Source organism: Pontibacter vulgaris (assembly GCF_022758145.1).
GTDB classification, from domain to species: domain Bacteria; phylum Bacteroidota; class Bacteroidia; order Cytophagales; family Hymenobacteraceae; genus Pontibacter; species Pontibacter vulgaris.
In genome coordinates this window covers 185132-207130 of sequence record NZ_JAJVDH010000002.1, presented here as the reverse complement: position 1 = coordinate 207130, position 21999 = coordinate 185132, and the positions used below count along the sequence as shown (strand labels likewise).

Sequence of the window (21999 nt, the reverse complement as noted above, 5' to 3'; positions counted from 1 at the left end):
ACTTTATAAGCTTTGTTATTTCACTTTACTGAGCACACTGTAAGACATCAGTTTGCCATTGCGGTAAGACTCTGATCGCACCATGCCCATATTGGGCACATAATACTCGATAGTTTGCACACGCATACCAGGCATTCTCATGCCCATGGCACGGTTTTCCATCTGTGTATTCTGGCTTATTTTGTAGGCATCGTAGGTGCCGGCGGGTACTTTTATACTTTCTTTTCCTTCTATGGTGCGGTCTGTAATTTTCATGGTCATGTTACTGAAAGCCTGCCCGCTGCTTTTATCTTTTACCTCTATGTTCAGGGTGCCGTCTTCCAGTTTCTGCCCAGCCTTCAATTCGCTGGGGTATAGCATTTTATCGCCGGTCATGCTTACTTCCATGTTCTTGTAAGCTTCCATCATATCTGGGTTTACCATCGAGCGCATATCCATCCAGATGCTACCGTTGCTGCAACCTACCGTAAACTCCCCTTCCGTATTCAGCTTGTCTTTGTTGTCGTATACTTTAGACTGCACGGTAGCTTCTATTTTATCTCCCGATTTGCTCACATCTTTTACCTGATAGGCAGCACGGCTCATGAGCTTGTCTTTACTACTATAAGTAAGTATTTCATACTGGGCATTCTCGCGCAGAAGCAGATAATCCGAGCAATTATCTTGTGCACGCAACTTTGTAGGGTGGCCAAAAGCAAACATTAAAAGCAGCAGTAACAGTATCGTATTTTTCATGGTTGATAATGTTAAATGTGAATAGTTAGACCTATAAAAATATACTGTTTCTAAAGGCGGCAGGCATTCTCTAACTATGTTTTTAAAGTAAACAGCCAGAATACGCAAGTATAAGTGCAGCAAAAAAGAGCATAAAAAAAGCCAGCACGATGGCTGGCTTTCTATACTTTACAAAGTATAAGTTAAGCACCTTTAAACTGGGGCTTGCGCTTCTCGTTAAAGGCAGCTACGCCTTCTTTATAGTCTTCTGAGTTTCCGGCAATTTTCTGGCAATGTGCTTCGTAATCCAGCATCTCGTCCAGGGTAGAGCTAAAAGATTTGTTGAGCATTTTTTTCATCAGGCCAATGGCTTTGGTTGGGCTTGCAGCAAAACGGGCAGCCAGTTCAGCAACTGCAGCATCCAGTTCTTCCGGGGCCACCACCCTGTTAACCATACCTAACTGCAAAGCTTCCTCTGCTGATACTTTAGAACCTAACGTACTCAACTCAAAAGCTTTTAATGAGCCTACTACGCGCGGCAAAAAGAAAGAAGACCCAGAATCGAGCACCAGTCCTACATTTACAAATACCTCGATCATGCTGGCAGCTGTTGAGGCGATTATCATATCGCAGGCAAGCGCTAATGAACAGCCGGCTCCGGCAGCTACACCATTCAGTTTACAGATAATCGGCTTTGGCAGGTTACGCATTGCCCGGATGATCGGGTTGTAGCGTTTCTCCAGGGATTCTGAGAGGTCGCGTTTGCTGGCGCTGGCAATGGCTTTCAGGTCCTGGCCAGAACAGAAGGCTTTTCCGGCTCCTGTAAGCACTACTACGCGCACGTTTGCATCGCGGCTTACCTGCTTCAGGGCATCCTGCAGGTCGTAGCTTTGCTGGTCGTTGAAGGCATTAAATACATCTGGTCTGTTCAGGGTAATGGTAGCAATACCATCCTGTACTTCATATAGCAGGCACTCGTAAGTCATAGTTCAGTTTCGTTGATTTTGCTTTTATCAAATATAAGCAAAGTATAAGGTTTGGCAATAATGCAGTAATTCCGGCGCCCTATGCTAAACATTTAAAAACCGATTATACCTGCCATGTATACCAGCAAAAAACCGCTGGCAAAGCCGGCATAAACCTGTGCCGGTGTGTGGGCATGCAGTGCCAGCCGTGCAGAAAGCACAGCGCCTGCAATTAAAGTAGAAAACACAACAGGCTGCACCATCTGGAAATCAGGGGCAATTTTATGTAGCATCAGCAGTATAGCCAACGTGCCACCTAACCCTACGCCGTGTGCACTTACTTTCCAGAACAGCGAGACAACAAACGTGAGGAAAACGGTGGCCGCTACCAGTCCCATTATGAAATAAAATATCTGGTCGAAGGCGGGTTCGCGATGCAGCAGGTATGCCGTAGTGCTGTAGCAAAGGCCGGTAAACAGCAACGGAGTACGGCGCTGTTCGCGTTTGTGCATTTCCACCGAATCGAGCTGGCCGCTGCGCACCATGGCATAAGCACCCAGGCCTGGAATTATGAAAGTAGAAAAAAAGATCATACTCAAAACAATCCAGCGGCTTTGCAGCGGCAACGACAGCGTAGCTACAGGCAGGTAATAAAGTATAAACGCGAACAGGTATGTAGGCAACAACAGCGGGTGAAACAACACCGACAGTACCTGCGCAAGAGAGCGGTTCACTTTTGGTTAATTAAAATTAGAAATTATGAATTGAGTTTTGGATCTATACTTCTAGCTATACTTACGCATTTATACTTTAATGAACTCTAATTATTAACACATCATTAATAACTGACTTCTATAGTTCTTTACGCAATCTTGCTACCGGTATGTTCAGCTGTTCGCGGTATTTGGCAACGGTACGGCGGGCAATGTTATAGCCTTTCTCGTTCAGTATCTGCTCTATTTTTTCATCCGACAGTGGCTTGCGCTTGCTTTCGCCATCGATGATCTCTTTAAGGATATGCTTAACCTCGCGGCTGCTGGCATCCTCGCCGGAATCGGTGGCTATACCTTCCGAGAAGAAATACTTAAGCGGGTAAATACCAAACTCTGTTTGTACGGCTTTGCTGTTGGCCACGCGGCTCACGGTACTAATGTCCATGCCAATTTCTTCGGCAATATCTTTCAGGATCATCGGGCGAAGCTCGCTTTCATCACCTTCCAGAAAGAAGTCGTGCTGGTACTTTATAATCGCCTCCATGGTGCGCAGCAGTGTGTTCTGGCGCTGGCGTATGGCATCTATAAACCACTTGGCCGCATCCAGTTTCTGCTTCACAAATGTTACCGTTTCCTTCAGCTTCTTATCTTTCTTGTCTGATTTGTCATAAGCATCAAACATATCGGCATAAGAGCGGCTGATACGCAAATCCGGGGCATTGCGCGAATTAAGCGACAGTTCCAGCTGGCCGTTATTGTTGGTAAGTATAAAGTCCGGAATAATGTACTGCACGCGCGTGCTGCCCGAACCGGAGCCGCCCGGTTTCGGATTAAGCTTGATGATCAGGTCCACTGCTTTTTTCAGCTCGTCTTCGCTGATGCCAAACTTAGCCTGTATTTTCTGGTAATGCTTCTTAGTGAACTCATCAAAAGCATCCGCAATTATCTTTTCGGCAAGTATAGTGGTGGCATCCTGCTCGCGATGCTGTAATTGCAGTAATAAGCACTCAGGCAGGTCGCGGGCACCAATGCCCGGCGGGTCAAACGTCTGGATCATATGCAGCAGCTGCTCCACTTCTTCCTCGTTTGTTTCGATGTTCTGCGAGAAAGCCAGGTCATTAACTATAGAGCTCAGTTCGCGGCGTATGTAGCCATCGCTGTCTATACTTCCTATCAGCTGCATGGCAATGGTATACTGCCTGTCGTCAAGGTTCAGGAAGCCCAGCTGGTCCATGAGCGAATCGGTAAGCGTGGTGGTCATGGCAATCGGCATTTCACGCTCTTCTTCGCTATCGCCACCACGGTCGCCCTGCATTTTATAGCCGCTTATTTCATCGTCGTGCAGGTAGTCGTTCAGGTCTACTTCGTCGTTCTTTCCGTAATCATCCTCGCCCTCATAATTATCCCCATCTTGATCTTCATAAGAATCGGTATCAGCATCGGAACTACCTTCTTCCAGAGCCGGATTGATCTCCATTTCTTCTTTAATGCGCGCTTCTAACTCGGCAGTAGGTATCTGCAGCAGCTTGATAAATTGTATCTGCTGCGGCGATAACTTCTGGGATAAGAGTTGTCTTAAATCGAGTCGCTGCATAGGTAAAAAATGGCTTTTTGTGCTAAAAAGTGCACGTTCAAATTTAGGATAATTTTACTTGCATTTACAAAAAAGGTTAAAATATCGTTACTTTGAGGGATATTTCGAGATTAACCAAACTATAAGCTTTAGGTTTTCAGAAAGTATAAGTTGCTTCACAATGGCTGTTGCGGCAACCTGATGTTTCAGCAACAAAGAAACATACTAAAACTACTGTTTATAGTTCAAAATTTATACTTTTAAACATTACACTGATTCTGTAAGCTACACATATATGCAACGCACAAAAGTAAAAGATCTTTTAACGGGTGCCGAAGTAGGCAAAGACGTTCTACTAAAAGGCTGGGTACGCACCAAGCGCGGTAATAAATTTGTAAACTTCATTGCCGTAAACGACGGCTCCACTATAAATAACCTGCAAGTTGTAGCCGATGCAGAAAAGTTTAGCGAAGAGGCGCTGAAAGACATTACAACCGGTGCCTGCGTAGCTATTACCGGCGAGTTGGTAGCTTCTCAGGGCAAGGGCCAGGCGTTCGAGGTTATCGCTAAAACGATAGATATACTCGGCAAAGCTGACCCTGAAACTTACCCGCTTCAAAAGAAAGCGCACTCCCTGGAATTCCTGCGCGAGATAGCGCACCTGCGTTTCCGTACCAACACGTTTGGTGCTGTTTTCAGAGTGCGTAACACACTGGCTTTTGCAGTACACAAGTTCTTCAACGAGAAAGGCTTTGTATACATGCACACGCCTATCATCACGGCTTCGGATGCAGAAGGCGCCGGCGAAATGTTCCGGGTAACCAACTTAGACCTGGATAACCTGCCACGCACGGAAGAAGGTAAGATCAACTTCGCAGAAGACTTCTTTGGCAAAGCTACTAACCTTACGGTATCAGGGCAGTTAGAGGGCGAGCTGGCTGCTATGGCTTTTAGCGATATTTATACTTTCGGGCCTACGTTCCGTGCCGAGAACTCCAATACCACGCGCCACTTGGCCGAGTTCTGGATGATTGAGCCGGAAATGGCTTTTTACGACCTGAAGGCAAACGCCGATCTGGCCGAAGAATTTATCAAGTATATCATAGGCTACGCTTTAGAGAAAAACCGCGAGGATATCGAGTTCTTGGGCCAGCGCTTAGTGGAAGAAGATAAAGCCAAACCACAGGCCGAGCGTCAGGAAATGACCTTGCTGGAAAAACTGGAGTTTGTAGTGAACAACAGCTTTGAGCGCGTAACTTACACCGAGGCTATCGATATTCTGGTTAACTCACCGGCTTATAAAAAGAAGAAGTTCCAGTACGAGGTAAAGTGGGGCATCGATTTGCAAAGCGAGCACGAGCGTTACCTGGTAGAAAAACACTTCAAGAAGCCGGTAATTGTAACGGATTATCCGAAAGATATCAAAGCTTTCTACATGCGCCTGAACGATGATGGCAAAACTGTAGCCGCTATGGATATACTTGCTCCGGGTATAGGCGAAATTGTAGGTGGTTCGCAGCGTGAAGAGCGTATCGACATTCTGGTAGAGCGCATGAAAGGTGTAGGCATTGAAGAAGAAGCCCTGTGGTGGTACCTGGATACCCGCCGTTTTGGTGGTTGCCCGCATGCCGGCTTTGGCCTTGGCTTTGAGCGTATGGTGCAGTTTGTAACAGGTATGGGTAACATCCGCGACGTTATTCCTTTCCCGAGAACACCGCAGAACGCAGAGTTTTAATCTGAAATCATATTTTATACTTAACAAGAAGCCCGGCCATACTTTGGCCGGGCTTCTTGTTTTTGCCTGAATCAGGATTAGTTTAGTAGGCCTCATTCTGCAACCGCCTTTTTCCCTTTCATCCCGGGCGCTAGCCGAGGGATCTTATACAGCCAAAGTATAAACTCACCCCTGCAACCCTCCGAGGAGGGGAATTTAATTGATGTGCTACAGTTGAAAGTACAGCTTGGTTGAAACAAGTGTAGACTCTAACTATAAGCTGAAATAGGTTGCTCTATTATGTTCGAAATGGCATCATAAATTATCTCCAAATCCATTACTTCTGGCTGGAAATTTGCTAGTTATACTTAATAATACGTATATTAAACTATGCATAGATTCATCCTAACCCTGCTTCTGTTTGCAGGCTTTGCGCAGATGGCAACTGCCCAGCGCGAGTTTGCAAACATAGACCTGCCAATGCGCCGCGCCGAAGATTTAGTATCGGTGGCAGATGAGAAAAGCGGTAATGTGTGTGTATACTTTTTCCAGAGCAGCAGATTATACTTCAACCTGATCTCACCATCCGGCCAGCTGATAGCTTCGCAGGAAATACCGTATCGTTGGAGCGAACAACCGCAGATAATGGGGACCCGCGTTACCGATGATGAATTCATATTTTACTCCCGTTTTGTAAATGGCCGCCGCGAATTTGTGCGCCCTTTTGCCGTGAACCGCCTGGACGGCAAATTCCGGACGCTGCCTGATATGGAGCTGAAAAAAGACAAAGGCGAGTACTTTATGGGTGGCTTTGCCGATGCCGATTACTTCTATATGCTGTACGCCGACAAGAAGGAAAACCTGCACCTGTACCGCGACGACCAGGAAGCCCGCATGACAAAAAAAACTTTCTCTCCTAAGTTGCCCCGCACCCGCGACCGCTACGACCGCGAGAGAGACCTGATATTTGTGCACCCTAACCTGGAACGCACCGTTATTGCAGGCCACCACCGCAGCAAGATTTACACCCGCGGCGATAAGATACTGATGGTTTTTGATGGCTTCAGATTAAAAGGCCAGGGCGACAAAGCTACTACCGAAATCCTGACGCTGGACTGGAACACCGGCCAGACAAATTACCGTAATTTGCCTGCCATTGAGCAAAACGGCGATCCGGAGTTTAACTCGTTCCTGCATCAGAACACACTTTTCAGGTTACAACTTGATAAAGACAAACTCAACCTGACAGCCTATGATTTTGCTACGCTGCAGCCTGTAAAAACATACAATTTTTCGGGTGATGAAGAAATAACGATAAAGTCTACGCCGGTGCACCAGCGCGGAGCCAAGGCCTTATTTTCATCGGAAAGCAAAGTAATTGAAAAGACCTCGAAGGTAATGAAGAACCTGGCAGGCGGCATTCCGGCTATCACGGTTGATGCCTTCAGCGACAGCACTATTCAGTTAACCATAGGTTCTTACCAGCCACCGCGCTCCAATGACCGCAGCCAGGACCCAAGCCGTATGGTACGTACCCCCGACCGTTATGTGTATACTCCAAGAGGAACCATGCTGATACCAGGCCGTTGGGTACCAGCATACTATGTACCTAACTATTACCTCGATTCGCCTTACTACAGCCGGTACTTTTACGACCCGTATGGCAGAGGTAGTAATTTACCAACTGGCCCGGGCATAAGCACATACTTCCGCTCAGTGCTAAACACTAATAACTTAGCCAAAGTAGATTCTGCCAATGCGTCGGTTATACTTCAGGATAAGGTGGAAAGCTTTGAGGAAGAGTTGAAAAACAAACCGGAATATGCTACCATGTACCGTTATGGCGATAAACTGCATTATGGTTATTATGATCGTAAAACAAAGACCTTCCGGATAGTGGAATTTGCCCAAAACCAAAGGCAGCCGGAAGCAGAGCAACAGCAGTAATTACCTTTTGGTACCTAAATAAAAAATCCCCGCCAGAGATATCTGGCGGGGATTTTTTATACTTGCTAAAGTATAATCATCAGTAAAAGATTAAAGCTTATCTGTTAACCTCAGCTTCTCCTCCGTTATACTTCTTTAACTTCTCTTTGTGTATGATCTGCTCTTCGAGTAGCTGTTGTACTTTAGGCTTGGAGTAATCTTCTTCGCTATTGATATGTTTCATCACTTTGCGCATGATCTCCTCCTGTAAGCGTCCGGTTTCCAGCGCATACGAGTATGGCAGATCGGAGAAGGTAACCATAGAGTAAAGTGGCAGCCATTTATCCGGGTACTGCTCGCTTATTTTACCTTCTATTTTTTTGCGCAACAGAAACCTTGAGTTAGCTACTTCATCGCGCATTTCTATAAAATTCATTACAGCCAGGTCGGCAATGGCATCTGCATCCGGCTTGCGCTTGCGCTCAAAATCCTTAAACAGTTTTTCCCAATCGCCATCAAAGTTTTCGAGCATCTGGTCCAGTACGGTAATGTCTTCGAAGCCGGCATTCATACCTTGTCCGTAAAAAGGCACCACAGCATGGCAGGCATCACCAATCAGCAACGCTTTATCCTCATAAGACCACGGAAAACATTTTATAGTTACCAATGACCCGATCGGATTTGAGAAATATTCTTCAGCCAGGTCAGGCATTAGTGGCACTGCATCCGGGAACACCTCCAGGAAGAAATTGAGCAGATCGGTATCGGTTTTGATAGCGGCAAAAGAGCGCTCGCCTTCGAAAGGGAAAAACAAAGTACAGGTAAAACTCCCATCAATATTTGGTAGCGCTATCATCATGTAATTGCCTCGTGGCCAAATGTGCAGGGCATTCTTTTCAGCCAGTTGCCAGCTCCCGTCGGCAGCCGGTGGTATGGTCAGTTCTTTGTAGCCATACTCGAGGTAGCTTTGTGAGTAGTTGTAGCGCTCGGTCTTCTGCATGGCATTACGGAGCATCGAAAAAGCACCGTCAGCACCAAAAAGCAAATCTGTTTTTAACCTTTCTTTTTCGCCTGTTTCGGTGTTGCGTAGCTCTACCTCGCTGTTGCGCAGGTTTACATCAAGTAATTGGCGGTTAAAGTGGTAATTGATATCCGGGTTTGGCTCCGAAAGGTCCATCAGGGCCATGTTTAGCCCCGCTCTTGACACTGAATAAATAGCCTGCCCTTCTTTACCATAAGGCTGATAGGTCAGGTTGCCTTTTTCGTCGTGCATCATGCGGCCATACATAGGTATAGCTACTTTCCGTACATCTTCTTCTATACCTATACCTTTAAGCGCGCGCCAGCCGCGGTCGCTGAGGGCCAGGTTTATAGAGCGGCCACCATCCAGCACTACTTTGCGCATATCGGGACGGCGTTCGTAAATATCAACTTTATGGCCCCGTTTAGCCAGGTATAACGACAGCAACGAACCGACCAAACCGGCTCCCATTATAGTGATGTTCTTTTTCTCGGTCATAGGTTAGTGAAGGCAAGGCACCTTATTGGCGTAAATTAGCATTTTAGTTTCAGCTTTGCCAATCGTTTTGCAGAGCAACTCAGGTGATGATGTGCCGGAAGGTAAGGTTTATGCGTGGCCCGGCAGGCTTTGCAGTTTTGGGCAGACTATGCAACCAATGATGTTGTGTAAGGCCCTGCATTAGCAGCAGGCTACCGTGTGCCAGCGTTATACTTACCGGCTTGAGATCTTTACGTGTGCGGTGCCTGAAACTGAAACGGCGCTCGTGGCCAAAGCTCAGGCTGGCTATACCCGGCTCGGGCCCCAGTTCGGGTTCGTTATCCTGGTGCCAGCCCATGCTATCGTTGCCGGCGCGGTAAAAATTGAGCAATACACTGTTATACTTCTTTCCGTTAACTTCCTCTACCCTTTTCTTTAGTTCCAGAAGTATGGGCAGCCAGGGCTGCGGCTCATTAAGCAAGCCCGAGTAAGTATAGCTTTTGTCGCCGTACCAGGCTGTTAGCCGGGGCATGGGCAGTTCTTTCCCGAACATTTTTATACTTTCCTGCCGCCAGTTTATAGCTTGTTGCAGTTGTGTAAAGTATAGATCGCTTTCTTCCTGCATAAAAAAATGAGGCGCATAGTATACTTCGGCATCGGGCATGGGCAACTTATGAAAATCCTGGATGTGCATAATAAACAGGGAGATCTTTTTAATCTAATACAGACTCAGAAGAGGCTTCAGCTTGTTCGCGTTTTTCATCGAGTAGCCCCATAACACGGTTGGCGGTGAGGCCGTGCAACAGAATAGATACCATAACAATAAATGATACTATTGCCCATAGCTCATTTGCATCGGCAAAGTCAATTTTAGCCAGGGCAAACGAGAGGTAAAAAAAAGAGCCTATGCCCCGAATACCAAAGAAACTGATGGCTATTTTTTCGCGACGCGGTAATTTAATGCCCCACATGCCTATTAACCCAGCCACCGGCCTGATGACGAACAAAAACACCAGCCCGATAAGTGCGCCTTGCCAGGTAAGGTAGTTTAAAAGCCCGGTTACAAGACTGCCTCCAAAAATCAGCAGCAATGTTACCATGAGTATGCGCTCTATCTGGTTTACAAAATCATGCATTTCGGTGTGGTACTTATCTTCTGCTTCAAAAGAGCTCATGGTAATAGCCGTTATAAAAACAGCGATAAAGCCATAGCCATGCACCAGCTCGGTTAAACCATAAGAAACCAATGTAGCCGATAATGCCAGGAACGCATCGCGGGCCTCCGGAAAACCGGATTTACGGGGCAATTCAAAAAGCAGGTAAGCCAGGCCGCGGCCTATTAAAAAGCCAACGGCTGCACCAGCAAAAATCCGGTACAAAAGATCACGCAGTAGCCAGTCACCCAGCCAGCTTTCGGCAGTGCCTGCTGCTACGGCCACTACTACCGCCAGCCATGTAAACGGGAAAGCCATCCCATCATTTAAACCTGCCTCGGCTGTAAGGGAAAACCGCACTTCATCTTCTTCTGCATCATGCGGCGGGCCTACCTGTACCTGCTCGGCCAGCACAGGGTCTGTTGGGGCCAATACTGCCCCTAACAGCAGCGCTGCAGCAGGCGCCAGACCCAGTGCCCACCATCCTAAAAAAGCCAGCGCCGCAATACACAGCAACATGGTTATACTTACCAGCCTGAAAGGTATCTGCCAGTTTTTCCAGTTAAAGCGCCGTCTTATTTTAAGCCCTGTTCCCATCAAAGATATGATCACACTTAGCTCGGTCAGGTGCACTACATACTTCTCGTGCCAAACCGGGTCTGGCAGGGGCAGGTTTAGGGGCAACATGTATAGTATAGCTCCGGCTGCCACAAAAATAACAGGATACGATATAAAGCTGTTTTCCAGCAATTTGGGCACCCACGCCATAGACATTGCCGCAATTCCGACCAACGTAAGAACAAGTATGTAACTATCCATAGGAGTTTTTGCTCAGGTATGTGCCCCGGAGAAGACCAGTAATTTAGCTCTGAGGGGCAACTGTTGCACCAGTGCTTAGGCTGTTGCAAGGAAGCTTTTATACTACTACGACAACCAACAGAAAGTTTGTGCCGCAGCTGCCTAAAATCATTTAACTCTTTATACTTGTTTAATGCATTAGGTAAGTGAAATCAATATTACCGCGGTTGTTTGAGCCCAGAACCTGGTTAAACAAAAACGGAGAGGCCGCTTTGCAGCAACCTCTCCGTAAACTATACTTTATACTTGCTTAGTGCGCCTGCAGGCACTGGTGTAGTATTTCAGAAAAGCGGTATACTTCTTCAAAAGAGTTATACAAAGGTGTAGGAGCAACCCGGATTACGTTTGGCTCACGGTAATCCACAATTATGCCGGCCTCCATTAATTTATCAAACAGCAGGCGTGCATCTTTTTTTACGAGCATGGATATCTGGCAACCACGGGCCTTCGGGTCGCGCGGCGTAATCATCTCCAATACATCTTTATCTGCGTGCACATCATCGATAAGGTACTCCAGGTAGCCAGTCAGTTTTTCGCTTTTGGCACGCAGGTTTTCCATGCCGGCCTCTTCAAAGAGCTCCAAAGAAGCACGGTGTACTGCCAAAGGTAGTATTTGTGCATTGCTTAACTGCCAGCCTTCGGCTCCCACCATAGGTATAAAGCCTTTCTTCATCTGGAAGCGCGAGCTTGCATCGTGGCCCCACCAGCCAGCAAAACGCGGCAGGTCGGGATTGTTGGCATGGCGCTCATGCACAAACACACCCGATGTACCACCCGGCCCTGAATTCAGGTATTTATAAGTACACCAAACGGCAAAGTCTACATCCCAGTCGTGCAGTTTTACAGGAATATTTCCGGCAGCGTGTGCCAGGTCGAACCCTACAACAGCACCTGCCTGGTGGCCTGCTTTGGTTATGGCTTCCATGTCGTATACCTGGCCGGTGTAGTAATTTATACCGCCCATCAGCACCAGCGCCAGTTCATCAGCGTGGTCGTTTATGGTTTTCAGGATATCTTCGGTGCGAAGCGTGTATTCCCCTTCTCTCGGGAAAATCTCAATGATTGCCTCTTCCGGGTTGTAGCCGTGAAACCTGGTCTGTGTTTCCAGCGCATACTGGTCTGATGGGAAAGCCCCACCCTCCATAATTACTTTAAACCGTTTGCCTTGCGGCCTGTAAAACGATACCAGCATCAGGTGCAGGTTTACTGTCAGCTGATTCATAATCACCACCTCTACCGGCTTGGCTCCTACCACATGCGCTGCGCTTTCTGTTAACAGCTGGTGGTAATTAAACCATGGGTTTTCGCCTTTAAAGTGTCCTTCTACTGCCAGGTCGGCCCACTTCTGCATTTCATGGTCTATGTAAGCCTGCGCCGATTTTGGCTGCAAACCAAGCGAGTTGCCACAGAAATAAATAGCGTCCTGTTTGTTTATTTGTGGTGCGTAAAAGCGTTTTTTGAAATGGTTAAGCGGGTCTTGCTGGTCTTGTTCCTGCGCAAAGGCAAGGGTATTCTGGTAGTTCATGTTTGTATGCAGATCTTTATAGTTTGCGCCACCTTAGTGGAGGGCTGTTCGTTAAGGTCTGCGAATATACTAATTTGCCGCGGTTTACTTTTGCGTATACTTAGCTTGTAGCAAGGTTAAAAGAAAGTATAAATGCAAAGCATCTATTGGGTCGGGTATTGTGATAAAGAAAGGAATCAGGCAATAAATGAGATCAATAAGATCATTAACCAACATGGATTTACTGCCGATTTTAAAATGTTTTCAGACGTTTCTTTAAGTATGATCATCGAAATTGAAGAACGCAGAGTTGATGCCTTATACAAAGACCTGGCAAAGTATATGCAGTTAAATGACTCCCGCCCGTTAAACTCCGGATCAGCACAAGAGCGAACGGTTCTGCTGCATATAACCTTTACAAAAGGCACCGGTGATTTAAGAATAGAGGTTCCTGCAGTTCCAGGCTAGAATTCAGCTGTTTATACTTTGTTAAAAAAAAAACAGGAAATTCCATCAGCAATATCAGGGTGATAAAACTGATATTCTGATAGGATTTCTGCTGATATCAGATTGTTGGGGCTGTAAATTTAAGGAAGGTTGTTTTATTGTAAATGTATTTCCGTAGGGACAGGTCGTGACCGGTCCGCTCGTGGATTTCAACTATAACTTAAAACATAGCAGGCAAAAGCTCCCCGCCTTAATTTAAGGAGGGATTGGGGTGGGTGAACTACAGAGGATATAGAACTATACTTTCAACTATAGCATCAACTAAACTTCCCTCCCCGGAGAGTGCAGGGTGTATTTATACTTTAACTGTATAAGAGCTATCCTACCGCTCGAGATGACAGAAAGTACAGCAAGTATAAATGACTTTTCTTGATGAGTTAAATTCTAGAGCTCATTTAACTTAAAACCCCGGATTTGGAATTTGAGGCTACCCCGGAAACAAACTGCTCTTTCTTTAAATTAAGCCACTCCAGCGCTGTACCGCTGAGCATACGCTCTTTTGTTGCCTGATCATAAGGCATGGATTCGATGAGTTTGCCGGGCTCCAGTTCGCCGAGCGGGAACGGGTAATCGGTGCCGAGGGCAATGCAGTTGGCTCCTACTAGATTAACCAGATAATCGAGTGCCTGCGGGTCGTGTACCAGCGAATCGAAATAGAACTTGCCGAGGTACTCGCGCGGGTTTACGTTATTATCTATAGCGCAGAGGTCGGGGCGCACCTCAAAACCATGGACGATACGGCCTATGGTTGCCGGAAAAGAACCTCCGCCATGGGCAAAAGCAACGCGCAACTTCGGCAGCCGCTCCAGCACACCACCAAATATCATAGAGCAGATGGCTACAGTAGTTTCGGCGGGCATACCTACCAGCCAAGGCATCCAGAATTTGCTCATGCGGTCTTTGCCCAGCATGTCCCAGGGGTGCACAAAAATGGCGGCTCCAAGCGCTTCTGCTGCCTCAAAAATAGGGAACAGCTTTGGCTCATCGAGGTTGCAGCCGTTTATATTCGACCCTATCTGCACACCCGGCATGCCCAATTCCTTCACACAACGCTCCAGTTCTCTAATAGCCAGTTCGGTATCCTGCATAGGTATGGTGCCGAGGCCAATAAAACGATCGGGGTAATCTGCTACAATACCGGCAATGTGGTCGTTCAGGAATTTGCTCAGGTCGTAAGTATGTTCGGGTTTTGCCCAGTAATTAAACATTACCGGCACAGTGCTTAGCACCTGCACTCCTACTTTGTGCTGGCTGCACTCGTGCATGCGTACTTTCGGGTCCCAGCAATTGTCCTGTATCTCCCGGAAGAACTTGTCATCCATCATCATGCGGGCGCAACACGGCTTATGGTGTTCCAGCCTGATAAAACCACCATATCCGTAACGCTCGCGCAAATCTGGCCAGGTGGCAGGTAAAATATGCGTATGTATGTCGATCTTAAGCAGATCTTGGCTGGTAAGTATAGCTGGTGTAGGGTTATGTACTTGCATGCTGTTAATCGAACGAAATGTGCTGCTATACGAGGTATAGCTCAATCGGGCAATCCTACAATATAAGGAATTTATACTTTCTACGCATGTTTTACCGCAAAAGCCTAAATAACAAACAGCAGTTTAAGCCACAGACTTATGCTTAAAGTATACAGCCCTTATAAGTATAAACCCGCCACAGCGCTACAACAGGCAAAGGCGGGTTTATACTTTACTGAAAATATATAAAGTGCACTTAAGTTTCCTCTTCCGGAGCTTAATTACATAAATTCAGGCATTTAAAATGCAGCTTTCAAAATATAGAAAGCAAAGATGACGCTGTAAATGATCGTCTTACTTGCTCACAGAAAGGCTAATTTATACTTTACTTTACTGCTTCTGCGGGTTTAACCGGTGGTTGCAAAACTTCACCGCATTTGCTGCAGGTGCGCAGTTGCTCATTGTTCCAGAAATTGCCCATTATCTCAGGCAGCTGTTTTACAATGTCGGTTACTTCGGTAAAATCTTCGTGCAGTTTGTTACCGCAGTTCTCACAGAACCACATAAAACCATCTTTCTCCCCTGCACGGCGGTAGCGCTCAATTACCAGCCCAACCGTGTTGGCAGGGCGCTGCGGCGAGTGCGGCACACGTGGCGGCAGCAGAAATATTTCCCCTTCTTTAATCGGAATATCAACCGGTTTGCCATCTTCTATGATCTTCAAAACAATATCGCCTTCCACCTGGTAAAAAAACTCTTCGCTTTCGTCGTAGTGGTAATCTTTGCGGGCATTCGGGCCGCCTACTACCATCACAATAAAATCGTCGTTGCCTTTAAATACCTGCTGGTTGCCCACCGGCGGCTTTAACAAATGGCGGTGTTCGTCTATCCATTGCTTAAAATTGAAAGCGCGTTGTATGGCCATAGTTTTGTTTAGTTAGGTTGATACATGGAAGGTACGCAAAAGCTTGCAGAAATGGTAATGCAGCTCATTTGTTAGCAGCATTCTTGCGTGCAAGTATAAAGCCTTTTGCGTACATTTAGCCTATGAATTTAGACCTGACAAACAAACGCGCTATAGTTTGCGGCAGCACACAAGGTATTGGCAAAGCAGTAGCTACCGAGCTTGCATTGCTTGGAGCCAGCATTACGTTAGTTGCCCGCAACGAAGACAAACTACTGGAAGTAACCAAAGAACTGGACACACAGCATGGGCAGCAGCACGAATATATAGTTGCAGATTTTTCTGATCCTTATAACCTGAATATACAGGTGCAGGCTTACCTGGACCAGCGCCCTGAAATACACATACTTGTAAACAACACCGGCGGCCCGGCTGGCGGCCCTATTACCGAGGCTATTTCGGATGAGTTTCTGAATGCATTTAACCAACACCTTATAGCCAACCACCTGCTGGCCAAGGCCGTGATACCTGGCATGAAGGCCGCAAAGTATGGCCGTATCATCAACATCATCAGTACATCGGTAAAGCAGCCGTTGCATGGCTTGGGCGTATCGAATACCATTCGTGGGGCTGTGGCGAGCTGGGCGAAAACGATGGCTAATGAATTGGGGCAATTCGGCATAACCGTAAACAATGTGCTACCGGGCGCTACCCGCACCGGCAGATTGGAGTCCATCATCGAAAATAAAGCTAAGAAAACAGCTACTGAAGTAGATACCGTGGAAGAAGAAATGATGAAGGAAATACCTGCCCGTCGTTTTGCCGAGCCAGAAGAAGTAGCGGCGGCCGCTGCATTTTTGGCTACACCTGCTGCTGCCTACATTAACGGTATAAACGTGCCGGTAGATGGCGGCAGAACAGGGTGTTTATAGTTGTTGATTACTGATTGTTAATTGTTGGACTACATTCCTAATTATTAATTCTTTTCAAGTGCAGCACATACATAACTATATAAACGGCGAGTTGGTAATGCCTGTGGCCGGGCAGTACATCGATAACTATAACCCGGCATTGGGTGAAGTATACTCGCTTATACCTGACTCGGATGAGCAGGATGTGGAGCAGGCGGTGCAGGCGGCGTTGGCGGCTTTCCCGGCATGGTCTAAAACACCAGCCGAAAAACGTGGGCAGATATTAATGCGCATTGCCGACCTGATTGACCAAAACCTGGACCAACTGGCCGAAGCTGAATCTATAGACAATGGCAAGCCACTGAAACTGGCTAAGTCTGTTGATATACCGCGAGCAAGCAGCAACATGCGGTTTTATGGTACGGCCATTCAGCACTTCGCTTCGGAAGCGCATTACATGGAAGGCACCGATGCCATTAACTATACCGTTCGTCACCCGCATGGCGTGGTGGGCTGCATCTCTCCCTGGAACTTGCCTTTATACTTGTTCACCTGGAAAATTGCTCCTGCCCTGGCTGCCGGAAATTGTGTAGTTGCCAAGCCATCGGAAGTAACTCCCATGACGGCTTACCTATTGTCGGAGATATGTATTGAAGCGGGTTTACCGGCTGGTGTTCTGAACATTGTGCATGGTTACGGGCATAAAGTAGGCGCTGCCATGACGGCTCACCCGAAAGTTCCTGTCATCTCTTTCACAGGCGGCACAGCAACGGGCAAAACTATAGCTTCCACAGCGGCTCCTATGTTCAAAAAACTATCGCTGGAACTTGGCGGTAAAAACCCGAACATCATTTTTGCAGATTGTGATTTTAACAACGCGCTCCATACAACTATACATTCATCGTTTGCCAACCAGGGGCAAATCTGCCTATGTGGTTCCCGCATTTTTATTGAGCGACCTATTTATGAGAAGTTCCGGGATGCTTTTGTAGAAAAAGTGAAAGCCATGATTGTAGGTGACCCGATGGAAGAAGGCTCTAAACTGGGCGCTGTAGTATCGGAGCAACACATGCAGAAGGTGCTGTCTTACATAGAACTGGCCAAACAGGAAGGCGGAACTATACTTACCGGCGGGCACCAGGTACAAGTAGATGGCCGCTGCACAAAAGGCTGGTTTATCTCCCCAACTATAATTGAAGGCCTGCCCTACAACTGCCGCACCAACACCGAGGAGATTTTTGGCCCGATTGTTACGCTCATGCCTTTTGATAGCGAAGAAGAAGTGGTCCAATACGCCAACTGCACCGAATATGGCCTCGCCGCCACCATCTGGACAAACAATCTGCAACGGGCTCACCGGGTAGCACACCAGGTACACAGCGGCATTATCTGGATAAACACCTGGCTCCTGCGAGACCTGCGCACCCCGTTCGGTGGTATGAAAAACTCCGGCGTTGGCCGTGAAGGCGGCTTTGAAGCACTACGATTCTTTACAGAGCCTCAGAATGTTTGTGTGAAGTTGTAGGGAGTTACGTGTTGATTTTCGAAAAGCGAAGAACCTACTTTTTATTATTCTATGGCGCGAGCGTCCTCGCTCGTGTTGAACGATAGTGGGGCCCCTGGCCCAGTTAAGTTACAAACTCAACATCATAAAAAACACGGGTTGCAAACTTGCGCCAACATTCTACGCTTTTAGTAAAGCTCACACTTGCTCTTTCGGACATCCTTGTCTGAAAGCATATGTCGCAAGTTTAGCGTGAACGTAACTTGTGTTAGCTGTTGATATGCTCGATTACAGCGGGTGCTTAGATAAAGGTTTCGATTCTATTAAAATTTCTGAGAAGCCTAATTATTAATTATGAGTTATTATCTTATTTTTCTTTCTAAAGTATTCCAGAAGCTTGGTTCCAAAAGCCCTATAGATTCAGCTATTATTGCTATAACATTTATACAGTGCTGTTTCACTGTTGTTATAATAGCTATTATTAAGATGGCTACTAGTTTCGATGTTAGTAAAGCAGAATTTATGGCTTTTATCTGTGCTTTGGCAGTCTTTAATTTTTTTCTCTTCAAAAGGAAGAAATGGTCTATCGTACGTAGACACAGAGTTGAGAAAGTTACCTGGTTTGAAGTTGCTGTTGGACTTCTAAACTTTATGATTGCTTCTGTTGGAGTATTGGGACTGTTTATTCCTATCTCAAAACTTTTTAAGTAATGAATTAATATCAGGACAATTCATAGTAAGTACTGGCTAATTCACTTGGGGAATCACATTAAAATTATTCCCATTTGGACTGAGACCTTAACTAATTCTTCTTTTGTTTCGCCGCTAGCGCGAGCTTGTAGCTCGTGCTTTTAACTTTTTCACAACTTTTAAATAGGCACGAGCTACAAGCTCGCGCTAGCAAAATGCAGGGGAACTTACTCTTTCACAACACTATACTTCTAAATCCAAGTTATACTTTACCCTTCCTTACTTTTCTGCGTACCTTTGCGGCATGAAGTATAAAAAAGCAAAACGGTTCATTTTGTTACGGGACCGGCTAAACTACCCGCTTCGGTTTAACCCGTTCGTGTTTAGCAAACTGTTCTTTTTGTGGGTAGCTGTAGGTGCCATTGGCGGCATTATTGCCGGTTCTTACTGGATCGTGCTCGAGCAACTGCTGCATTTCCTATCCCAGTTTCAGGGGCTGCTTGTTATACCTTTAATGGCTACGGCGGGCTTACTGGCTGGTCTCATCATCCACAAACTCGGCGACCCCGGCGAAATGGACCTGATCGTGAACAACATTCGTTTTAAGGGCGGCAAGCTGGAACCCAAGAATAACCCGGCCATGATCTTATCGTCGTTGCTGTGTATTGCCAGTGGTGGTAGTGCAGGCCCAGAAGCACCGCTGGTGCAGGTTACCGGCTCTACCGGTTCCTGGATAGCGCGGAAGCTTAAATTTAAAGGCGAAGACCTGCGCTCGTTAACTATAGCTGGTATGGCTTCGGGGTTTACGGCACTGTTTGGCGCACCGCTGGGTGGTAGTTTATTCTCTTTAGAAATCTTGCACCACAGGCACGTAGTAGAGTATTACCAGGCGCTTATACCTGCCTTTGTAGCCAGCTGCTCCAGCTTTGTCATTTTTATACTTATCACGCACATCGGTATCGGGCCTACGTGGGCATTCCCGGTTTATAGTACGCCGCAGCTAAGCGATTTCTTTTATGCCATGCTATATGCACTGGCAGGAACGGCGGTGGGTTGGCTTTTCATTTTTACGGTTCGGCAGAGCAAAGCTATTTTTAGTGTGGTGCGCATGCCTATTTACCTTCGAATGGCTATTGGTGGCTTACTGATAGGTATTATAGCCTACTATATGCCGCTCACCCGCTACTTCAGCCACGACCAATTATCTATACTTCTGAAAGAGAACTTTACAATGGAGTTCCTGGTTACGCTGCTGATCGCCAAGATATTTGCCATCAGTTTTACGGTAACTTCGGGATGGCGCGGCGGCTTTATTATTCCGCTGTTTTTTGTAGGGGCCATTACCGGCCTGATAGTTAATGCCCTCTTTCCGGGACAAAACCTGCCGCTTATACTTGTTAGCTGCATGGCCGCTATTAACGCCTGTGTTACACGCACACCTATCAGCACTATTATTCTGCTTTCTACTTTAACCGGTTTTCATCAGTTTGTGCCTATTATGTTTGCCAGCTTAACGGGCTTTTTCCTGGCGCCTAAAACACCTCTTATTAACGCGCAGCTGGGTGTAAAAAGCAGCGAACACGAGTAGTTGGCAAGTATAGGTTTAGCCTTTTTAACTGAGGAGCGTACTGTAAGTATAGCAAGTATGTTCCGAGGTTAAGGATGGCTGACCATACACAGATAGCAACACTCCCTTTTATATTTGCCGAGCTGAATGAGAGCGCGGAAAGTCTGCATGCACAGGACATAAATGCACAGGAGCTGCTTGCCATTTACAATGATTACCTCAGCCGCATTAACGAACTACAGGATATCGCCTCGCTGGTAGCCAATTTCCTGATGCGGCAGGAAGATGTGCATGCCGTTCGGCACCGGGTTAAGGCGCCGCTCCACCTGCTCAGAAAGATCATCCGGAAAAAGAAAGAATACCCCGAACGTTGCTTAACAACCAGCAATTACCTGGAGTATATTAATGACCTGGTTGGCGTTCGCATACTGCACCTCTACAAAGATGACTGTTACAAAATAGGGCGTTACATACGTCAGGTATGGGAGCTGAAACGTAAACCTTATGCATATGTTAAAGGCGAATATACTACCCTTGCAAGGCAATTCTCTTCAGATAATTACGAGGTCTTTATAAATCCTAAAGGGTACCAGGCAGAGCATTACATCATTAAAATACGACCAAACAAACAGTTATATTTTGTAGAGGTTCAGGTTAAAACTTTATTTGAGGAAGGCTGGAGCGAAGTAGACCATTGCCTCCGCTACCATGACCACAACCCAAGCGAATTACTAAACAGGTTGCTCTGGCTGCTAAATCAATTTACCGCTAACGCCGATCAGGTAGCCACCCAAATCCGGGCGCTTGTAGAAGAACTACGCGAGTACAAGCATAACCCACCACTAAATTCGGGTATCACAAACGCGCAGCTCCGCAGCCACATTAATAAATTACCTGTTGATGAACAGGAAAAACAATACCTGTATACCTGCCTGGCAAGTATAACAGGCCATTAAACACCTTACTTTTTATCGGGTACCAGGTTGTGCGCTACCAGTTTCCATTGGCTGTCCAGCATTTTCCATACTTTCAGGTAATGGCCGGTTTCTGTCTTTTCGCCTGAGCTGGAAGTATAACTGCCGTAAGTATAGGCCATATCTGCCGCCGATGAAATATCATGCCCCAGTGTTGTATAAACTATATTAGTATTAGTTGCCGCCTCAATTAACACCTCTTTATACTTTACAGGATATTCCCCATGGCGGTAGATCAGCGTCTCGGAATGGTAAGGCTGTATTTTCTGTACATCTTTCACCAACAGAGCTTCTTTTGCGCCTTTGGCAGTTTTTCCTTTAGTTGCTGTTGTCGGCTGGTATACTTCCTCTTTTATCAGCTCCGGCGAAAACGAATTACCCATATCAATCGCTACTTTCCATTGCCCGTTAGCTTGCTTTTTCCAGACAGATAAATAGAAACCGGCACCAACTGGTTTAGCATCTTCCGGGTTAGCTTTGAGTTCGTATGGGCCGGTAGTGTAACCCCAATCCAGGGAAGCGGAAATATCGGCGTAAGCCGGATACCAGGTTAGTAAGATTTTGCTTTCGGGAGCTTCGGCGTGCAGTTTTTTACCGTTAGTTGGCGTTGGTGCAAACACAATTCCATCGTCAGCCATGTTCTCCACAAACGCCTGGTGAAAGCCTTTTTTTACAGATGTGGCAGCAAAGTTGCGTTCGGCGTTGGCAAGGCTTTCCAAAGCTTTATCACGGGTTGAGTTGGCAGCCTGAAATGCACATAGCAACAGGGGCAACACCAGTAAAAGAGATAACTTCATAGTTTATAGTTTTAGGGTCGGATTATACTTTACTTAATCAACTATAAATAAAGCGCT

At 46.5% G+C, this 21999-nt stretch carries 19 protein-coding genes; 8 read left to right on the top strand and 11 right to left on the bottom strand.

The features are described 5' to 3' along the window. Nucleotides 1-15: 15 nt before the first annotated feature. From LWP20_RS01850 to rpoN, 4 genes are all read right to left on the bottom strand, one after another. Nucleotides 16-735 (bottom strand): TapB family protein, encoded by a 720-nt coding sequence (locus LWP20_RS01850; RefSeq protein WP_242926411.1) that lies wholly within the window; start codon nt 733-735, stop codon nt 16-18. A gap of 182 nt (nt 736-917) precedes the next feature. Then, a complete protein-coding gene (locus LWP20_RS01845) occupies nt 918-1700 on the bottom strand; it encodes an enoyl-CoA hydratase-related protein (RefSeq protein ID WP_242926410.1) in 783 nt (260 codons plus the stop codon). A gap of 92 nt (nt 1701-1792) precedes the next feature. Next, complete coding sequence (locus LWP20_RS01840) at nt 1793-2413, bottom strand: hypothetical protein (RefSeq protein WP_242926409.1); 621 nt, start codon at nt 2411-2413, stop codon at nt 1793-1795. Nucleotides 2414-2531: 118 nt separating this feature from the next. After that, the gene (gene rpoN / locus LWP20_RS01835) at nt 2532-3986 is read right to left on the bottom strand and encodes an RNA polymerase factor sigma-54 (RefSeq protein ID WP_242926408.1); all 1455 of its coding nucleotides are present in this window, start codon (nt 3984-3986) and stop codon (nt 2532-2534) included. 274 nt (nt 3987-4260) lie between these two features. Between rpoN and asnS the strand changes: the two genes are divergently transcribed. Both asnS and LWP20_RS01825 read left to right on the top strand, forming a co-directional pair. Beyond that, nucleotides 4261-5700: an asparagine--tRNA ligase gene (gene asnS, locus LWP20_RS01830; RefSeq protein ID WP_242926407.1), complete on the top strand. Its 1440-nt coding sequence runs from the start codon at nt 4261-4263 to the stop codon at nt 5698-5700. Nucleotides 5701-6069: 369 nt separating this feature from the next. After that, entirely contained in the window at nt 6070-7626 is a 1557-nt protein-coding gene (locus LWP20_RS01825; RefSeq protein ID WP_242926406.1) for a hypothetical protein, read from the top strand. A gap of 97 nt (nt 7627-7723) precedes the next feature. On the opposite strand, the gene LWP20_RS01820 is transcribed toward LWP20_RS01825, so the two are convergent. From LWP20_RS01820 to kynU, 4 genes are all read right to left on the bottom strand, one after another. After that, nucleotides 7724-9124, bottom strand: a complete 1401-nt coding sequence (locus LWP20_RS01820) for an FAD-dependent oxidoreductase (RefSeq protein ID WP_242926405.1) — start codon at nt 9122-9124, stop codon at nt 7724-7726. 79 nt (nt 9125-9203) lie between these two features. Then, the gene (locus LWP20_RS01815; RefSeq protein ID WP_242926404.1) at nt 9204-9797 is read right to left on the bottom strand and encodes an alpha-ketoglutarate-dependent dioxygenase AlkB family protein; all 594 of its coding nucleotides are present in this window, start codon (nt 9795-9797) and stop codon (nt 9204-9206) included. A gap of 19 nt (nt 9798-9816) precedes the next feature. Then, on the bottom strand, nt 9817-11076 hold the full coding sequence (locus tag LWP20_RS01810) for a cation:proton antiporter (protein ID WP_242926403.1): 1260 nt from the start codon (nt 11074-11076) through the stop codon (nt 9817-9819). Nucleotides 11077-11365: 289 nt separating this feature from the next. After that, the gene (kynU, locus tag LWP20_RS01805; protein ID WP_242926402.1) at nt 11366-12640 is read right to left on the bottom strand and encodes a kynureninase; all 1275 of its coding nucleotides are present in this window, start codon (nt 12638-12640) and stop codon (nt 11366-11368) included. A 132-nt stretch (nt 12641-12772) separates the two neighbouring features. Between kynU and LWP20_RS01800 the strand changes: the two genes are divergently transcribed. Beyond that, a complete protein-coding gene (locus LWP20_RS01800; protein WP_242926401.1) occupies nt 12773-13087 on the top strand; it encodes a hypothetical protein in 315 nt (104 codons plus the stop codon). 434 nt (nt 13088-13521) lie between these two features. Here LWP20_RS01800 and LWP20_RS01795 read toward each other — a convergent pair whose 3' ends face one another. Then, nucleotides 13522-14616, bottom strand: a complete 1095-nt coding sequence (locus LWP20_RS01795) for an amidohydrolase family protein (RefSeq protein WP_242926400.1) — start codon at nt 14614-14616, stop codon at nt 13522-13524. A gap of 364 nt (nt 14617-14980) precedes the next feature. Then, nucleotides 14981-15520: a 3-hydroxyanthranilate 3,4-dioxygenase gene (locus tag LWP20_RS01790; protein WP_242926399.1), complete on the bottom strand. Its 540-nt coding sequence runs from the start codon at nt 15518-15520 to the stop codon at nt 14981-14983. Between the two features lie 122 nt (nt 15521-15642). Between LWP20_RS01790 and LWP20_RS01785 the strand changes: the two genes are divergently transcribed. From LWP20_RS01785 to LWP20_RS01765, 5 genes are all read left to right on the top strand, one after another. Beyond that, nucleotides 15643-16431 (top strand): SDR family oxidoreductase, encoded by a 789-nt coding sequence (locus LWP20_RS01785; RefSeq protein WP_242926398.1) that lies wholly within the window; start codon nt 15643-15645, stop codon nt 16429-16431. 58 nt (nt 16432-16489) lie between these two features. Further along, complete coding sequence (locus tag LWP20_RS01780; RefSeq protein ID WP_242926397.1) at nt 16490-17935, top strand: aldehyde dehydrogenase; 1446 nt, start codon at nt 16490-16492, stop codon at nt 17933-17935. Between the two features lie 333 nt (nt 17936-18268). Next, nucleotides 18269-18625, top strand: coding sequence for a hypothetical protein (locus LWP20_RS01775; RefSeq protein WP_242926396.1), 357 nt, complete (start codon nt 18269-18271; stop codon nt 18623-18625). Between the two features lie 283 nt (nt 18626-18908). Continuing rightward, on the top strand, nt 18909-20192 hold the full coding sequence (locus tag LWP20_RS01770) for a chloride channel protein (RefSeq protein WP_242926395.1): 1284 nt from the start codon (nt 18909-18911) through the stop codon (nt 20190-20192). Between the two features lie 74 nt (nt 20193-20266). Further along, entirely contained in the window at nt 20267-21127 is an 861-nt protein-coding gene (locus tag LWP20_RS01765) for a RelA/SpoT domain-containing protein (protein WP_242926394.1), read from the top strand. Nucleotides 21128-21132: 5 nt separating this feature from the next. Here LWP20_RS01765 and LWP20_RS01760 read toward each other — a convergent pair whose 3' ends face one another. Next, nucleotides 21133-21942 carry a hypothetical protein gene (locus tag LWP20_RS01760; protein WP_242926393.1) on the bottom strand — a complete coding sequence of 270 codons (810 nt, stop codon included), beginning with the start codon at nt 21940-21942 and terminating at the stop codon, nt 21133-21135. Nucleotides 21943-21999: the final 57 nt, after the last annotated feature.

Bases quoted from the DNA above. Each gene is read 5' to 3' on its own strand.
- asnS (WP_242926407.1), top strand. From the start codon at position 4,261: ATGCAACGCACAAAAGTAAAAGATCTTTTAACGGGTGCCGAAGTAGGC.
- LWP20_RS01800 (WP_242926401.1), top strand. From the start codon at position 12,773: ATGCAAAGCATCTATTGGGTCGGGTATTGTGATAAAGAAAGGAATCAG.
- LWP20_RS01770 (WP_242926395.1), top strand. From the start codon at position 18,909: ATGAAGTATAAAAAAGCAAAACGGTTCATTTTGTTACGGGACCGGCTA.
- rpoN (WP_242926408.1), bottom strand. From the start codon at position 3,986: ATGCAGCGACTCGATTTAAGACAACTCTTATCCCAGAAGTTATCGCCG.
- LWP20_RS01815 (WP_242926404.1), bottom strand. From the start codon at position 9,797: ATGCACATCCAGGATTTTCATAAGTTGCCCATGCCCGATGCCGAAGTA.
- LWP20_RS01760 (WP_242926393.1), bottom strand. From the start codon at position 21,942: ATGAAGTTATCTCTTTTACTGGTGTTGCCCCTGTTGCTATGTGCATTT.
- LWP20_RS01795 (WP_242926400.1), bottom strand. From the start codon at position 14,616: ATGCAAGTACATAACCCTACACCAGCTATACTTACCAGCCAAGATCTG.
- LWP20_RS01825 (WP_242926406.1), top strand. From the start codon at position 6,070: ATGCATAGATTCATCCTAACCCTGCTTCTGTTTGCAGGCTTTGCGCAG.
- LWP20_RS01850 (WP_242926411.1), bottom strand. From the start codon at position 735: ATGAAAAATACGATACTGTTACTGCTGCTTTTAATGTTTGCTTTTGGC.
- LWP20_RS01790 (WP_242926399.1), bottom strand. From the start codon at position 15,520: ATGGCCATACAACGCGCTTTCAATTTTAAGCAATGGATAGACGAACAC.
- LWP20_RS01765 (WP_242926394.1), top strand. From the start codon at position 20,267: ATGGCTGACCATACACAGATAGCAACACTCCCTTTTATATTTGCCGAG.
- LWP20_RS01775 (WP_242926396.1), top strand. From the start codon at position 18,269: ATGAGTTATTATCTTATTTTTCTTTCTAAAGTATTCCAGAAGCTTGGT.
- LWP20_RS01810 (WP_242926403.1), bottom strand. From the start codon at position 11,076: ATGGATAGTTACATACTTGTTCTTACGTTGGTCGGAATTGCGGCAATG.
- LWP20_RS01845 (WP_242926410.1), bottom strand. From the start codon at position 1,700: ATGACTTACGAGTGCCTGCTATATGAAGTACAGGATGGTATTGCTACC.
- kynU (WP_242926402.1), bottom strand. From the start codon at position 12,640: ATGAACTACCAGAATACCCTTGCCTTTGCGCAGGAACAAGACCAGCAA.
- LWP20_RS01785 (WP_242926398.1), top strand. From the start codon at position 15,643: ATGAATTTAGACCTGACAAACAAACGCGCTATAGTTTGCGGCAGCACA.
- LWP20_RS01820 (WP_242926405.1), bottom strand. From the start codon at position 9,124: ATGACCGAGAAAAAGAACATCACTATAATGGGAGCCGGTTTGGTCGGT.